Source organism: Limnobaculum xujianqingii (genome assembly GCF_013394855.1).
In the GTDB taxonomy this organism is placed as follows: domain Bacteria; phylum Pseudomonadota; class Gammaproteobacteria; order Enterobacterales; family Enterobacteriaceae; genus Limnobaculum; species Limnobaculum xujianqingii.
This window is the reverse complement of record NZ_JABMLK010000002.1, coordinates 1,422,244-1,437,452: the sequence shown is the minus strand read 5'-3', so window position 1 is coordinate 1,437,452 and position 15,209 is coordinate 1,422,244. Positions and strand designations below refer to the sequence as shown.

The following is a 15,209-nucleotide window of genomic DNA, read 5'->3' as shown; positions in this document are numbered from 1 at the left end:
GAGTTAAGCGCCCCTGTGCCCTGCAACCATCCCCGGCGACCGGGGCTGGAAATAAGAGGAACTTATTCCTCTTCCAACTCGATGTTGATACCCAGCGAGCGGATTTCTTTCAACAATACGTTGAAGGATTCCGGCATGCCTGGCTCCATCTGATGGTTGCCATCCACGATGTTTTTGTACATCTTGGTACGGCCGTTTACATCGTCGGACTTGACGGTCAGCATTTCCTGTAGCGTGTACGCTGCGCCATAAGCTTCCAGCGCCCACACTTCCATCTCACCGAAGCGTTGTCCACCGAACTGAGCCTTACCACCCAGCGGTTGCTGAGTAACCAGACTGTAAGAACCGGTAGAACGTGCATGCATCTTGTCATCAACCAAGTGGTTCAGTTTCAGCATGTACATATAGCCAACGGTAACCGGACGTTCGAACTGTTCACCGGTACGTCCATCAAACAGCGTGATCTGACCAGAGGTCGGCAAACCGCCCAGAGTCAGTAGCTCTTTGATTTCTTTCTCTTTTGCACCATCAAACACTGGTGTTGCAATTGGCATACCCTTACGCAGGTTCTCTGCCAGAGTCAGCACTTCTTCATCGGTAAACTTAGCTAAGTCTACTTTCTGACGCGTATCATCACCCAGGTTATAAGCCTTCTGGATAAATTCACGCAGTTTTGCAACTTCCTGCTGCTGTTTCAGCATGGCGTTAATCTTATCGCCAATACCTTTAGCAGCCAGACCCAGGTGGGTCTCCAGAATCTGACCGATGTTCATACGCGATGGTACACCCAGCGGGTTCAGAACTAAGTCAACAGGCACGCCGTTTTCATCGTAAGGCATATCTTCGATCGGGTTGATCTTAGAGATAACACCTTTGTTACCATGACGACCTGCCATCTTGTCACCAGGCTGAATCTGACGCTTAACCGCCAGATAGACTTTGACAATTTTCAGAACGCCAGGGGCTAAATCGTCGCCCTGAGTGATCTTACGGCGCTTGCCTTCAAGTTTCTTCTCAAACTCGGATTTCAGTTCGTCGTATTGCTCTGCCAGCTGTTCCAGTTGGTTTTGCTTATCTTCGTCACTTAAACCGATTTCAAGCCACTTGTCGTGAGTCAATTTGCTCAGTTTCTCTTCTTCGATGCCGCCGGAAACCAGCACATCGTGAATACGAGCAAACAGACCAGCTTCGAAAATCTTCAGCTCTTCGGTCAGGTCTTTCTTAACCTGCTTCAGCTGCATATCTTCGATTTCAAGCGCACGCTTATCTTTTTCTACGCCGTCACGGGTAAATACCTGAACGTCGATAATGGTACCTGAAACGCCGTTTGGCACGCGCAGTGAAGAGTCTTTAACATCAGACGCTTTCTCACCAAAAATCGCGCGCAGCAGTTTCTCTTCTGGTGTCAGTTGAGTTTCGCCTTTAGGCGTTACTTTACCAACCAGAATGTCACCGCCGGTTACTTCAGCACCGATATAAACGATACCGGATTCATCCAGTTTAGACAGCGCTGCTTCACCCACGTTAGGGATGTCAGCAGTGATCTCTTCCGGCCCTAACTTGGTATCACGAGATACGCAAGAGAGTTCCTGAATGTGGATAGTTGTGAAACGGTCTTCCTGTACAACACGCTCAGATACCAGGATGGAGTCTTCGAAGTTATAACCATTCCAAGGCATGAATGCGACGCGCATGTTCTGGCCAAGAGCCAGTTCACCCAGGTCAGTAGACGGACCATCAGCTAACACGTCACCGCGTTCAACTGGCTCGCCTAAAGAAACGCATGGCATTTGACTGATACAGGTGTTCTGGTTAGAACGGGTGTATTTAGTCAGGTTATAAATGTCGATACCTGCTTCGCCCGGCATCATCTCGTCTTCGTTAACTTTAATTACGATACGAGAAGCGTCGACGTATTGAACGGTACCACCGCGAGTTGCAACGGCGGTTACACCGGAGTCAACTGCTACAGCACGTTCCATACCGGTACCTACCAGCGGCTTATCAGCGCGCAAGGTTGGAACCGCCTGACGTTGCATGTTTGCACCCATCAGAGCACGGTTGGCGTCATCATGTTCCAGGAACGGGATCAGAGAAGCACCTACGGAGACAACCTGTTGGGTTGAAACGTCCATATAGTCCACTTGATCGCGACTGAACAGGCTTGATTCGCCTTTGTTACGACAGGTCACCAGATCTTCCATGAAGCGGCCTTCGTCATCCAGGTTGGAGTTCGCCTGAGCGATAACGTAGTTGCCTTCTTCAATGGCGGATAAGTAATGAATCTCATCGGTCACCAGACCGTCACGTACGCGACGATATGGGGTTTCCAGGAAACCATACTCGTTAGTCTGTGCATATACAGACAGGGAGTTGATCAGACCGATGTTTGGACCTTCCGGCGTTTCGATTGGACATACGCGACCATAGTGAGTCGGATGTACGTCACGTACTTCGAAGCCTGCACGCTCACGCGTCAAGCCGCCCGGGCCCAGTGCAGAGATACGACGTTTGTGCGTAATCTCAGACAGTGGGTTGTTCTGGTCCATAAATTGTGAAAGCTGGCTTGAACCAAAGAACTCTTTCACCGCTGCCGAAATCGGCTTAGCGTTGATCATGTCCTGAGGCATCAGAGTATCAAGATCGCCTAATGACAGACGCTCTTTAACCGCACGCTCAACACGCACTAAACCAACACGGAATTGGTTTTCAGCCATTTCACCAACAGAACGAATACGACGGTTACCCAAGTGATCGATATCATCCACTTCACCGATACCGTTACGGATACCGATCAGTTTCTTCATCACTTCGATGATGTCGTCTTTGCTCAGAATACCTGAACCTTCAATTTCTTCACGACTTAAAGAACGGTTGAACTTCATGCGGCCTACCGCAGAAAGGTCGTAACGATCTTCAGAGAAGAACAGGTTCTCAAACAGGTTTTCTGCAGCTTCACGCGTTGGTGGTTCACCAGGACGCATCATACGGTAGATTTCAACCAGCGCGCTTAAGCGATCGGAGGTTGGATCGACACGTACAGTCTCGGAGATATAAGCACCGTGGTCCAGATCGTTGGTAAACAGCGTTTCAATACGCTTGTGGCCAGCCATGCTCAGCTTAGCCAGCAGATCCAACGTCAGCTCCATATTCGCAGGGCAAATAATTTCCCCGGTCTTCTCATCGATATAATCTTTAGAAACGACTTTTCCAATAATGTATTCGGTCGGAACTTCAATTTTATCAATGCCATCTTTTTCAAGCTGGCGAATATGACGAGCAGTAATACGACGACCTTTCTCTACAAAGATCTTACCGCCAGCTTCGATATCGAAAGAGGCAGTTTCACCGCGCAGGCGCTCAGGAACCAGTTCCATCTGCAGCTTGTTATCACGGATTTCAAATACGATCTTGTCAAAGAACAGATCTAAAATTTGTTCAGTCGAGAAATCCAGCGCACGCAAAATAATAGTCGCTGGCAGCTTACGACGACGGTCAATACGAACAAACAGGTTATCTTTCGGATCAAACTCGAAATCCAACCAGGAACCGCGGTAAGGGATAATACGTGCGTTATACAGCACTTTACCCGATGAGTGGGTTTTACCCTTGTCGCTATCAAAGAACACACCCGGACTACGGTGTAACTGAGAAACGATAACACGCTCTGTACCATTAATAACAAAGGTACCGTTATCGGTCATGAGTGGAATTTCACCCATGTAAACTTCTTGTTCTTTGATGTCTTTAACCGTGCCCGCCGGAGCGTCACGATCGTAAATCACCAGGCGCAGTTTTACGCGCAGCGGTGCGGAATAGGTCACACCACGGATTTGACACTCTTTGACATCGAATACAGGTTCACCAAGACGATAGCTTACATACTGTAACTCTGAGTTACCGCTGTAGCTCTGGATAGGGAACACTGAACGGAATGCTGCTTCCAGTCCATGTTGGCCTTCCGGGTCTTGCTCGATGAACTTCTGGAACGAGTCAAGCTGGATAGAAAGAAGGTAAGGAATGTCCAGAACTTGTGGACGTTTGCCAAAATCCTTACGAATACGTTTTTTCTCGGTATAGGAGTAAACCATAGGGTTCCTCAGCTCGCTGATCAGTGACCCACTCTGTCCGTCCGAACAGGGACAGTTCTTCATGCAACACTATTTATTTCGATCGGAAGAATGAAAATCTTCCGCAATACCCATTTCTATTACTCTTAAATCATTTCATTACGTCGGTAGCTGGTCAGCAAACCAGGCTGGGAACGCAGTATATTAAGTCGTCAATAGAAAGAAATATTGGGGTTACTCAGTAGGCAAACAGTGTGAAATTCTACTGAAACCCTATAGCGCAAAAAGGCTGGTGACTAAAAAGTCACCAGCCATCAGCCTGTAAGTCAGGCTGCAAACTGGAACGAGGTCTTACTTAACCTCAACAGAAGCACCAGCTTCTTCCAGTGCTTTCTTCAGAGCTTCAGCTTCGTCTTTGCTCACGCCTTCTTTAACAGCAGCTGGAGCAGCTTCAACTAAGTCTTTAGCTTCTTTCAGACCCAGACCGGTTGCGCCACGTACTGCTTTGATAGCAGCAACTTTGTTAGCACCAGCAGCAGTCAGAATTACATCGAATTCAGTTTTCTCTTCAGCAGCTTCAACAACAGCAGCTGGGCCAGCAGACAGAGCTGCTGCAGAAACGCCGAATTTCTCTTCCATAGCAGAAATTAATTCAACGATTTCCATTACAGACAGAGCTGCAATACCGTCTAAAATTTGGTCTTTAGTGATAGTTGACATAACAAGTGATCCTAAAATATAGAAATAGTTTATACGCTAAAAAGCAACGATAGAATAAGCAATTAAGCTGCTTGTTTCTGATCGCGCAACGCAGCCAAGGTACGAGCCAATTTGCCGGCAGCGGCTTCTTTCATGGTTCCCATCAGGCGTGCGATTGCTTCGTCGTAGGTTGGTAAGGTTGCTAAGCGGTCAATATTTGCCGCAGTAATCAACTCACCTTCAAAGGCTGCTGCTTTAACCTCAAATTTTGTATTCTCTTTAGCAAACGCTTTGAATAAACGAGCTGCTGCGCCCGGATGTTCAGTAGAAAATGCAATTAAGGTTGGACCAACAAACGTGTCTTTCAGGCACTCGAATGGAGTACCGTCAACTACGCGACGCATTAAGGTGTTACGAACAACACGCATATATACGCCAGCTTCACGACCTGCTTTACGCAGTTCAGTCATTTTAGCTACAGTAACGCCGCGGGAATCCGCAACTACTGCAGACAGCGCACCCTTGGCTACTTCGCTAACTTCAGCAACAATCGCTTGTTTGTCTTGAAGATTTAATGCCATTGGCTTTGTGCTCCTGGATTAGACCGGGATAATTCCCGGAACTCACATCACCTGAATCAATCGTTTCCCGAAGAAAACGATGAACAGGCGTTAAAACACGGTGAGCAGAATCCAGCAAAGACTATTCTTTTTAATAAGAAAAACATTCTTTTGGCTCTCTCACCGTCTACGCAGGTCGTTATACTTTTTCATTAAGAACAAGCAATTAAGTATGTTTCCATACACCTGCGGTCTTGGACGGAGGCCTGGATAAGGCCAGGCTCCAACCGAAAAATTCTAAGGGGCCAAATTCTAGACGAATCTGGCTCCATAGTAAAGCAGTGAATTAAACGTTCGCTGCTGAGCTCAGGCTGCTTTGATCGATAGCTACGCCAGCACCCATGGTGGTTGACAGGCTAACTTTCTTAACAAAAACACCTTTAGCTGTAGATGGTTTAGCTTTCTTCAGAGCAGACAGCAGAGCTTCTAAGTTCTCTTGCAGTTTATCTGCATCAAAGTCAACTTTACCGATAGTGGTATGGATAATACCGTTCTTATCATTACGATAACGAACCTGACCAGCTTTAGCGTTCTTAACCGCTTCAGCAACGTTAGGAGTAACAGTACCCACTTTCGGGTTTGGCATCAGACCACGTGGACCTAATACCTGGCCTAATTGACCTACAACGCGCATTGCATCCGGAGAAGCAATAACTACGTCGAAGTTCATTTCGCCTTTTTTGATTTGTTCTGCTAAATCTTCCATACCGATCAGATCTGCACCAGCTTCTTTAGCTGCTTCAGCGTTTGCACCCTGAGTAAATACAGCTACACGAACGGTACGACCAGTACCGTGTGGCAGTACAGTTGCACCACGGACGTTTTGGTCAGATTTACGAGCATCGATACCGAGGTTTACGGCAACGTCTACACTTTCAACGAATTTAGCAGTTGCTAATTCTTTCAGCAGAGCAACAGCTTCAGTAATTTGATACTGTTTAGTTGCGTCAACTTTGTCACGGATTACGCTCATGCGCTTGGTTAGCTTAGCCATTGATTAACCCTCCACTACCAGGCCCATGGAACGAGCAGTACCTTCAATAGAACGCACCATAGCGTCTACATCAGCACCAGTCATATCCGCGGCTTTAGTTTGTGCAATTTCACGAACTTGCGCGTTTGTAACAGTTCCAACTTTAGTTTTGTTTGGAACGCCAGAACCAGACTTAATACCTGCAGCTTTCTTCAGAAGAACAGCCGCTGGAGGAGTCTTAGTAACAAACGTGAAAGAACGGTCTGCATAAACGGTGATTACCACAGGAATTGGTAAGCCTTTTTCAATGCTTTCAGTTTTAGCATTGAACGCTTTACAGAATTCCATGATGTTCACGCCTTGTTGACCCAGAGCTGGACCAACTGGTGGACTTGGGTTTGCCATACCAGCTGCAACTTGCAGCTTAACGTAGGCTTGGACCTTCTTAGCCATGTGTATTTCCTCGGTTTGGGTGATAACGCCTCGAAAGGCTCCCCGTTTTTAAATAAAACTGTGAGTGCTTTTATAAAATAAAAGGCGCGGAATTATACGATAACCCCGCGCATCTTACAATATAGTAATCTAATAACCTGACGGTTATCTTTTACTAATCGATGTTGATTAGTAAATTAGCCTTTTTCGACCTGACTAAAATCAAGTTCAACTGGTGTTGCACGACCAAAGATAGATACCGATACTTTCAGGCGGCTCTTCTCATAGTCAACTTCTTCAACCACACCGTTAAAGTCAGCAAATGGACCATCATTAACACGGACCAGTTCACCCGGCTCAAACAGCGTTTTCGGACGTGGCTTATCGCCAACTTGTTGCAGGCGATTCATAATCGCATCAACTTCTTTGTCGCTAATCGGAGCTGGACGGTCTGAAGTGCCGCCAATGAAGCCCATAACGCGTGGAATGCTACGAACCAGATGCCATGTCGCATCGTTCATCGCCATTTGAACTAATACATAGCCTGGGAAGAATTTACGTTCGCTTTTACGACGTTGGCCACCGCGAATCTCAACAACCTCTTCGGTTGGAACCATCACTTCACCAAATTGATCTTCCATCTCATTCAGTTTGATGTGCTCACGCAGAGACTGCGCTACGCGACCTTCAAAACCAGAGAATGCTTGCACTACGTACCAACGCTTTTTAGGGGCTTCAGACATCTTAGAACCTCAGGCCAGTTATAAATGAGACCAAACGGACCAGAATACCATCCAGCCCCCATAGAATCAGTGACATAACAACAGTCACCGCCGCAACGATCAACGTTGTTTGCAGCGCTTCCTGACGTGTAGGCCAAATTACTTTTTTCATTTCAATGCGTGCAGCGCGCGCAAATTCGACGGTTGCTTTACCTTTAACGGTAAACAACGCAATCACAAAAGCAATGCCAATAATCGCTACAACCGCAATTGCACGTATCGGTAAACTATATCCACGATAGATATAATTACCTACAATAGCAGTGAGCAATAATGCAGCAACAATCAGCCATTTAACTATTTCTAGTCCGCGCCCGCCTGCTTGAGCTTCGGTATTCGCACTCATAAACCAACCTGTCATTATGACTTAAGTAAATCTCTCACCCCGCATTATAGCAGAGCAACCAAGCCGAATGCTCGTTCTTCGGCATAATACGCCGTATATGAGCCTATCTCACCCTAGCTCTCACTGCCCTTATACCAGATAACAAGACAGAAAAACTTGATGAGATAGGTTCTTTTTAATTCACAACGTTGAAAAAGGGCATCAAATGATGCCCTCTTAAAGCTAGTTACGTCAAACTTATTTGATGATCTTAGCAACAACACCAGCACCAACAGTACGGCCACCTTCACGGATAGCGAAGCGTAAACCTTCGTCCATCGCGATTGGCGCGATCAGCGTTACTGTCATCTGAATGTTATCACCTGGCATTACCATCTCTACGCCTTCTGGCAGTTCGATAGTACCGGTCACGTCAGTTGTACGGAAGTAGAACTGTGGACGGTAGCCTTTGAAGAATGGAGTATGACGACCACCTTCATCTTTGCTCAGAATATAAACTTCTGATACGAACTGGGTATGTGGGTTGATTGTACCTGGCTTAGCCAGTACTTGACCACGTTCGATTTCTTCACGCTTAGTACCACGTAACAGAACACCGACGTTCTCACCCGCACGACCTTCGTCCAGTAATTTACGGAACATTTCAACACCGGTACAAGTGGTTTGAGTGGTTTCTTTGATACCAACGATCTCAACCGCTTCACCTACTTTAACGATACCGCGCTCTACACGACCGGTTACTACTGTACCACGGCCAGAGATAGAGAATACGTCTTCGATTGGCAGCAGGAACGGCTTATCAATTGCACGCTCTGGCTCTGGGATATAAGAATCCAGTGCTTCTGCTAATTCGATGATTTTTGCTTCCCATGCTGCGTCGCCTTCCAGCGCTTTCAGAGCTGAACCACGGATTACCGGAGTATCATCACCTGGGAAATCGTACTGAGACAGAAGCTCACGAACTTCCATTTCAACTAATTCTAACAGTTCTTCGTCATCAACCATGTCACACTTGTTCAGGAACACGATGATGTAAGGAACGCCTACCTGGCGACCTAACAGGATGTGCTCACGAGTTTGTGGCATTGGGCCGTCAGTTGCAGCTACTACCAGAATAGCGCCGTCCATTTGAGCAGCACCAGTGATCATGTTCTTAACGTAGTCGGCGTGTCCCGGGCAGTCAACGTGTGCATAGTGACGGCTTGGGGTGTCGTATTCTACGTGAGAAGTGTTGATGGTAATACCACGAGCTTTTTCTTCTGGTGCGTTATCGATTTGATCGAATGCACGAGCCTGACCACCGTAAGTTTTTGCTAATACGTTGGTGATAGCTGCTGTCAGAGTTGTTTTACCGTGGTCAACGTGGCCGATAGTACCGACGTTTACGTGCGGTTTTGTACGTTCAAATTTTTCTTTAGACATCGATAGTCCCTCTAAAACACGATAGATCGTGGTTAAACCACATTAACCAAGCAAAAGCTTGTAATATCAGTTCGAGTTAGAAGTTATCAGGGGAATTTACTGTAGAAGGGAAAGTGGTGCTGATAGGCAGATTCGAACTGCCGACCTCACCCTTACCAAGGGTGCGCTCTACCAACTGAGCTATATCAGCATTTGGAGCGGGCAGTGGGAATCGAACCCACATCTTCAGCTTGGAAGGCTGAGGTAATAGCCATTATACGATGCCCGCAGTTCCGAACTCAGTGACCTGGTGCTTCAACACTCTAAACTCGGTGGTGGGGGAGGAATGACTTCAGACACTGCGATACACCCGTTGGGTAACTACTTAGTAGTTTTTCTCGCTTTGCTGAGTACTGAACTTCAATTGAAATTCTTAACTCATCCCCTTTCAGGTGTCTTTTCAGACACTGTATTGATGCCACATCGCGTCAATACAATCAAATATGGTGGCGGGGGAAGGATTCGAACCTTCGAAGTGAATCACGGCAGATTTACAGTCTGCTCCCTTTGGCCGCTCGGGAACCCCGCCCAAAAACTTGATGGTGCCGGCTGCCGGAATCGAACTGGCGACCTACTGATTACAAGTCAGTTGCTCTACCTACTGAGCTAAGCCGGCATCAAGTGCTGCGCATTCTAGGGAGACATGAAGGACGATGCAACAAAAAAATTCAGTTTAATGCGCTATCGCTCACTTTTTGACCAAACCTGTCCTTTTTTCATCCACAGCGAGCAGATTATAGTCAATTTTCAGGCCTGAACTAAACAATTTTTAACCAGTTATTTTTACCCGCTTTTTGATTTGCGTTTTTTACCACACATTTTACTTAAATTTCGAGATATCCGATCTATATCAAAGTGCGAAATTTTCATCCTTGTTATAAAACGCACCTAAAGTATGAAGTTTTCATGAAAAGTTATGATGAACGTTTTAACGCATCCCAAACTCTATTAATAAAATATCAGGAGCAACGTTATCTCATGAAGTCCAGGTTATCCTTTTTTGCACTTTGCCTGCTAACAGCAGCGGCCTCTACGTCTGTTATAGCACAAAACCACACGTTAAAACTGGCCATAGGCGCAGAACCGTCTGAAGGCTTTGATCCGTTACTGGGCTGGAGTCACGGTAGCTACGTGTTACTTCACAGCCCGTTGTTGCGACAAAATGCTGACCTGAGCTGGCAACCGGTATTGGTTAATAGCTATAAGTTGAGTGATGACGGCCTGACCTGGACGGTGCATCTGAAACCTGATTTAAAATTTTCTGATGGTTCACCGTTAACCGCTGATGACGTAGTGTTTTCCTATAATCAGGCAGCGATTAGCGGTGGCAAAGCCGATATGGGCAGTTTTCAGCAGGCTAAAACGATTGATAAACAAACGCTAACCATTCAGCTTAAACACCCTGAAAGTACCTTTATCAATGTGCTTGGTGCGCTGGGCATTGTCCCGCAAGCAAAATATGGCAGAGACTTTGCCCGCCAGCCTATTGGTGCAGGCCCTTATAAACTAACCAGTTTACAACCAGGACAACAGTTAATTGTTGAAGCAAACCCTTACTACGTGGGTAAAAAGAATGACTTCGACAAACTGGTATTTGTATTTTTAGATCAGGATAGCGCCTATGCCGCAGCCAGCAGCGGCAAACTGGATTTAGTTCGCGTTCCACAAACGTTGGCTAACCAGCCCGTGAATAATATGAAACTATTGGTTCAGCCGAGTGTTGAAAACCGAGGCATCATGTTTCCGATGATTCCGGCAGGTAAAAAAGATGCTCAAGGTAATGATATCGGTAATAACATCACTGCTGATATAGCCATTCGTCAGGCAATTAACTATGCCGTCGACCGCCAGCTTCTGGCCAGCCAACTGTTTGACGGGCATGCAACTCCGGCTTATACCGCTGTCAAAGGGCTTCCATGGGACAACCCTGAAACACAATTCAAAGATGGGGATATTGAAAAAGCCCGTCAAATTCTGCAACAGGCTGGATGGGTTAGCAAAAACCCTGACGGGATTCGCGAGAAAAATGGCACCCCAGCTAAGCTGACTCTCTGGTATGCCAGTGGTGACAGCACCCGTCGCGATCTGGCGCAGGCTTTTAGCTCAATGCTAAAACCAATAGGTATTGAAGTTACCCTCAAATCAGGCAGTTGGGAAACGGTAGAACGCTACATGCACGCGAATCCAACCCTGTTTGGCTGGGGAAGTCTGGATCCAATGGAACTGTATCATCACTACTCCAGCAAATTGCAAGGAGAAGGCTATTTTAATCCGGGCTACTACGCCAATGCTAAAGTGGATAAACATTTGCAGCAGGCCATAGAAACCCCGAACTGGCAAGCGGCAACCCCTATCTGGCAAAAAGTTGACTGGGACGGAACCACCGGTGTAGGTATTAAAGGCGATGCAGCCTGGGCATGGTTGATTAACCTGAATCATACTTATCTGGTTAATCCCTGTGTTAGCTTAGGTCAGGGTGCCCCGGAAGCCCATGGCGACTGGACAGTGCTCAATAATCTTGAGAACTGGAGCTGGACCTGTAAGTAATGCGCCAGTTGCCACTGCTTAGTTTAAGACTTATCAGCCTGCTGCTTATGGTGGCAGCAGGTACCTTTGTTTTACTGAGTTTTTCTCCAGTAGATCCTATTCGAGCCTATATCGGTAACGACTTGCTGCATGTTCCACCTGAGCAATATGCACAAATCGCCGCCCGTTGGGGTTTGGATCAACCGCTATGGCAGCGTTTTCTTCTCTGGTTAAAACAGTTATTACAGGGCGACCTTGGTTACTCCATGGTGTATAACGCACCTGTTACTGAAGTTATTACCCAGCGATTTCTTACCTCCTTCATGCTGCTGGCATCTGCCTGGATTCTCTCTGGTGTATCAGGCATTGCGTTAGGGCTTATCGCCGGTCGTTATCTGAATCGTTGGCCCGACAGTATTATTCGCACCTTGTGTTATCTGCTGTCTTCATTACCCACTTTCTGGATTGGTATTCTACTGCTGGCGTTTTTTTCAGTAAAACTGGAATGGGCTCCTATCTGCTGCGCCTGGCCACCGGGATTAACAGGAAGTGAAGCTACCGTGATTCAGCGCCTTCATCATCTGATTTTGCCCACCATTGCTTTAGGATTGCTAGGTGTGGGGAATATTGCCCTGCATACTCGTTCCCGTATTGAAGAAGTGACTCAAAGCGAATTTATTTATTACGCCCATGCACAAGGCGACAAAGGCTGGTCGTTGATTAGATTTCATATGCTGCGCCACGCACTAACCCCTGCTATCTGTCTGCAATTTGCCTCGCTGGGAGAATTGCTAGGTGGTGCACTGTTGGCCGAAAAGGTATTTGCCTATCCCGGGTTAGGTCAGGCTACGATTGATGCGGGACTACGTGGTGATGTGCCGCTATTACTGGGCATTGTGTTATTTATCACTTTACTGGTGTTTATTGGTAATACCTGCGCTGCAATATTACTAAATCACATTAATGCGCCGCTGCGGAGGGTTCAGTGAACAAAACGCTGATTCAACTGCTTTTGGCAACAATGTTACTTAGCATCCTGCTGTTTCTGGGAATTCACAGCAACTATCAGGACATTACTCTGAATCTGCTTAGCCGCCGCAGTGCTCCTTCTCTACAGTTTTGGTTTGGTACTGATAATTTGGGTCGTGACCTGTGGTTACGCTGCTTGCAAGGTATGATGACCAGCATACAAATCGGTTTTATCACTGCGTTATGCAGTGGTTTTCTGGCGCTGGTTATTGCTGTTCTCAGCCAGTTAAGCAAAAGCATGGATTACCTTATTCGCATGCTGATTGATACGTTTATTGCCCTGCCCCATTTGCTGTTATTGATTCTGATCTGTTTTACTTTTGGTGGGGGAAAATGGGGCGTGATTATTGCCGTCTCTCTGACCCATTGGCCCAAACTGGCGCTGATTCTGCGTTCAGAACTATTACGAATCGGTCAGGCTGACTATATCTTGCTGGCTCAGCGTACCGGCCTCAGCCGCTGGCAATGCTGTTATAAACACTATCTGCCGCTGTTGTTACCTCAACTGTTAGTGGGGTCGCTACTAATTTTCCCTCATGCAGTGCTACATAGCGCCGGACTTAGCTTTCTTGGATTTGGGCTTGAGCCTCATGAGCCTTCGCTGGGATTGCTGTTATCCGATGCCCTGCGCTATTTGAGCAGCGGCGACTGGTGGCTGGCGGTTTATCCCGGCCTGACTCTGGTCATTCTGGTTCTGACTATCGATCAATTAGCCCGTAGCCTGCAAAAAGTCTGGCTAAGGAAATCATCATGTTACAACTAAAAAACCTTGAATTGTCCTGTGCCAAAGAGCGCTGGTTTCGCCCTCCAGTCTGGAACTCAATTTTGCATGATATCAACCTGAAAGTTCAGGCAGGTGAATTGGTTGCATTGGTTGGTGGAAGCGGGGAAGGTAAAAGTCTATTACTACAAAGCATTTTAGGATTGCTGCCTTCCACCATGCGTTCATCCGGTCAGATTTTAATTGATGACTGTATTATCAATGCTGCTCAACAACAGACCCTGAGAGGCAATACTCTGGGTTATATTCCACAAAGTGTCAGCGCTCTGAACCCTTTAATTCAAACAGGAAAGCAGATTCAACGAGCAGCAAAACTCAGTGGAAAAACACCTTCATATCAGGCTATGTCTCAACAATTACAGCAATATAATTTGTCAGAACAATTGCTGGAGCAATATCCACTATCACTCTCCGGTGGGATGGCAAAACGCGTTTTAGTGAGTTGTGCCACGCTGAGTCAGGCTCGTTTTATTCTGGCAGACGAAGTCACCGCCTGGCTGGATAATCAGCATGCAGAGATCTTACTCAACCACCTGAAAAGCTTATGTCACCAGGGCCGTGGAGTGTTGTGGATCACTCATGACCTACATCTGGCGGCTAATTTTGCCGATCGTATTGCCGTGTTACACCAAGGGACGATCAAAGAAGTTATTCACTCCAGTGCACTGCGTCATGGCGGTGGTAGCTCATGGCTTCAATCTCTGTGGCAAGCCTTACCGGAGCAGCATTTTATTCATAATCCGGAGCCGCTTTATCATGCTGCAAACGCATAACTTAAGCATCATTCAAGGGGAAACCACTCTTTGGCATGAACTTAATTTGTCCGTATCTCCTGGGGAACGACTGGGTATCTTCGCCCCCAGCGGTTATGGTAAAACCACACTGGGTAGAGTATTAGCTGGCTGGCAACTGCCAACGAAAGGTCATATCACATTAGATAACCAGCCATTGCCTCTCAAAGGCTACTGTCCGGTACAACTGGTTCCACAACACCCTGAACGTACATTCAATCCAGCCAGAACCACCGGTGCCGCTCTGTATGACGTTTGGCAACCGGGAAATGAGTGGCTGGAAGCATTGGCGATTGATCCTGAATTATTAACACGTTATCCATCAGAAGTTTCCGGTGGCGAACTCGCTCGTATTGCCCTTCTCAGAGCTCTGGCCCCAAAAACACGGTTTCTGATTGCTGATGAAATAACCGCTCAACTGGACCCGCTGATGCAAGCTCAAACCTGGCGTTTCATTTTGCAGCAGAGCCAACAACGCAATTTAGGCATGGTTATTATTAGCCATAGCAAAGCACTGTTAGAGCAGGTGTGTACGCAAGTCTGGCAATCTGAGCCGTAACTACCATTTTCATCAGTGAGCTCCCCCATCACAAAACAGTTAGAACCTTATCGATAAAATTTAAAATTACGCCTCGTTACTATTACATGCTGTAGGATATTCCTCACATTTTGAGACAGTACCTCTTGTACCATCCGATT

General features: G+C 46.8%; 13 protein-coding genes and 4 tRNA genes. 5 read left to right on the top strand and 12 right to left on the bottom strand.

Features of this window, described 5'->3' with window-relative positions; genetic code table 11:
- Window positions 1-62: 62 nt before the first annotated feature.
- The 12 genes from rpoB to GOL65_RS20600 all read right to left on the bottom strand — a co-directional run bounded on the left by rpoB (window position 63) and on the right by GOL65_RS20600 (window position 9,999).
- Window positions 63-4,091 carry a DNA-directed RNA polymerase subunit beta gene (rpoB, locus tag GOL65_RS20655; RefSeq protein ID WP_140921486.1) on the bottom strand — a complete coding sequence of 1,343 codons (4,029 nt, stop codon included), beginning with the start codon at window positions 4,089-4,091 and terminating at the stop codon, window positions 63-65.
- Window positions 4,092-4,421: 330 nt separating this feature from the next.
- Window positions 4,422-4,790: a 50S ribosomal protein L7/L12 gene (gene rplL, locus GOL65_RS20650; RefSeq protein ID WP_130593054.1), complete on the bottom strand. Its 369-nt coding sequence runs from the start codon at window positions 4,788-4,790 to the stop codon at window positions 4,422-4,424.
- Between the two features lie 62 nt (window positions 4,791-4,852).
- On the bottom strand, window positions 4,853-5,350 hold the full coding sequence (gene rplJ, locus GOL65_RS20645; protein WP_140921487.1) for a 50S ribosomal protein L10: 498 nt from the start codon (window positions 5,348-5,350) through the stop codon (window positions 4,853-4,855).
- 325 nt (window positions 5,351-5,675) lie between these two features.
- Window positions 5,676-6,383: a 50S ribosomal protein L1 gene (gene rplA, locus GOL65_RS20640; RefSeq protein WP_140921488.1), complete on the bottom strand. Its 708-nt coding sequence runs from the start codon at window positions 6,381-6,383 to the stop codon at window positions 5,676-5,678.
- Between the two features lie 3 nt (window positions 6,384-6,386).
- Window positions 6,387-6,815, bottom strand: coding sequence for a 50S ribosomal protein L11 (gene rplK, locus GOL65_RS20635; protein ID WP_130593057.1), 429 nt, complete (start codon window positions 6,813-6,815; stop codon window positions 6,387-6,389).
- A 176-nt stretch (window positions 6,816-6,991) separates the two neighbouring features.
- Entirely contained in the window at window positions 6,992-7,537 is a 546-nt protein-coding gene (nusG, locus tag GOL65_RS20630; protein ID WP_108901157.1) for a transcription termination/antitermination protein NusG, read from the bottom strand.
- 1 nt (window position 7,538) lies between these two features.
- Entirely contained in the window at window positions 7,539-7,922 is a 384-nt protein-coding gene (secE, locus tag GOL65_RS20625) for a preprotein translocase subunit SecE (protein ID WP_140921489.1), read from the bottom strand.
- 237 nt (window positions 7,923-8,159) lie between these two features.
- On the bottom strand, window positions 8,160-9,344 hold the full coding sequence (gene tuf, locus GOL65_RS20620; protein ID WP_179038519.1) for an elongation factor Tu: 1,185 nt from the start codon (window positions 9,342-9,344) through the stop codon (window positions 8,160-8,162).
- Window positions 9,345-9,458: 114 nt separating this feature from the next.
- Window positions 9,459-9,534 (bottom strand) — tRNA-Thr (locus tag GOL65_RS20615).
- 3 nt (window positions 9,535-9,537) lie between these two features.
- A tRNA-Gly gene (locus tag GOL65_RS20610) sits at window positions 9,538-9,612 on the bottom strand.
- A 215-nt stretch (window positions 9,613-9,827) separates the two neighbouring features.
- Window positions 9,828-9,912: transfer RNA gene (locus GOL65_RS20605), tRNA-Tyr, on the bottom strand.
- Between the two features lie 11 nt (window positions 9,913-9,923).
- A tRNA-Thr gene (locus GOL65_RS20600) sits at window positions 9,924-9,999 on the bottom strand.
- Window positions 10,000-10,361: 362 nt separating this feature from the next.
- On the opposite strand from GOL65_RS20600, the gene GOL65_RS20595 reads away from it, so the two are divergent.
- The 5 genes from GOL65_RS20595 to GOL65_RS20575 are packed head-to-tail and all read left to right on the top strand — an operon-like array spanning window position 10,362 to window position 15,069.
- On the top strand, window positions 10,362-11,930 hold the full coding sequence (locus GOL65_RS20595; protein WP_140921447.1) for an ABC transporter substrate-binding protein: 1,569 nt from the start codon (window positions 10,362-10,364) through the stop codon (window positions 11,928-11,930).
- Entirely contained in the window at window positions 11,930-12,898 is a 969-nt protein-coding gene (locus GOL65_RS20590) for an ABC transporter permease (RefSeq protein WP_140921446.1), read from the top strand. The genes GOL65_RS20595 and GOL65_RS20590 overlap by 1 nt, the downstream gene beginning before the upstream one ends.
- 32 nt (window positions 12,899-12,930) lie before the next feature.
- Entirely contained in the window at window positions 12,931-13,701 is a 771-nt protein-coding gene (locus GOL65_RS20585) for an ABC transporter permease (protein WP_140921450.1), read from the top strand.
- Complete coding sequence (locus GOL65_RS20580) at window positions 13,689-14,492, top strand: ATP-binding cassette domain-containing protein (RefSeq protein WP_140921445.1); 804 nt, start codon at window positions 13,689-13,691, stop codon at window positions 14,490-14,492. The genes GOL65_RS20585 and GOL65_RS20580 overlap by 13 nt, the downstream gene beginning before the upstream one ends.
- Complete coding sequence (locus GOL65_RS20575) at window positions 14,476-15,069, top strand: ATP-binding cassette domain-containing protein (protein WP_140921444.1); 594 nt, start codon at window positions 14,476-14,478, stop codon at window positions 15,067-15,069. Before GOL65_RS20580 ends, GOL65_RS20575 begins: the two co-directional genes overlap by 17 nt.
- Window positions 15,070-15,209: the final 140 nt, after the last annotated feature.

Coding starts and splice junctions, on each gene's coding strand:
- rpoB (WP_140921486.1), bottom strand. CDS start 4,091: ATGGTTTACTCCTATACCGAGAAAAAACGTATTCGTAAGGATTTTGGC.
- rplL (WP_130593054.1), bottom strand. CDS start 4,790: ATGTCAACTATCACTAAAGACCAAATTTTAGACGGTATTGCAGCTCTG.
- rplJ (WP_140921487.1), bottom strand. CDS start 5,350: ATGGCATTAAATCTTCAAGACAAACAAGCGATTGTTGCTGAAGTTAGC.
- rplA (WP_140921488.1), bottom strand. CDS start 6,383: ATGGCTAAGCTAACCAAGCGCATGAGCGTAATCCGTGACAAAGTTGAC.
- rplK (WP_130593057.1), bottom strand. CDS start 6,815: ATGGCTAAGAAGGTCCAAGCCTACGTTAAGCTGCAAGTTGCAGCTGGT.
- nusG (WP_108901157.1), bottom strand. CDS start 7,537: ATGTCTGAAGCCCCTAAAAAGCGTTGGTACGTAGTGCAAGCATTCTCT.
- secE (WP_140921489.1), bottom strand. CDS start 7,922: ATGAGTGCGAATACCGAAGCTCAAGCAGGCGGGCGCGGACTAGAAATA.
- tuf (WP_179038519.1), bottom strand. CDS start 9,344: ATGTCTAAAGAAAAATTTGAACGTACAAAACCGCACGTAAACGTCGGT.
- GOL65_RS20595 (WP_140921447.1), top strand. CDS start 10,362: ATGAAGTCCAGGTTATCCTTTTTTGCACTTTGCCTGCTAACAGCAGCG.
- GOL65_RS20590 (WP_140921446.1), top strand. CDS start 11,930: ATGCGCCAGTTGCCACTGCTTAGTTTAAGACTTATCAGCCTGCTGCTT.
- GOL65_RS20585 (WP_140921450.1), top strand. CDS start 12,931: ATGTTACTTAGCATCCTGCTGTTTCTGGGAATTCACAGCAACTATCAG.
- GOL65_RS20580 (WP_140921445.1), top strand. CDS start 13,689: ATGTTACAACTAAAAAACCTTGAATTGTCCTGTGCCAAAGAGCGCTGG.
- GOL65_RS20575 (WP_140921444.1), top strand. CDS start 14,476: ATGCTGCAAACGCATAACTTAAGCATCATTCAAGGGGAAACCACTCTT.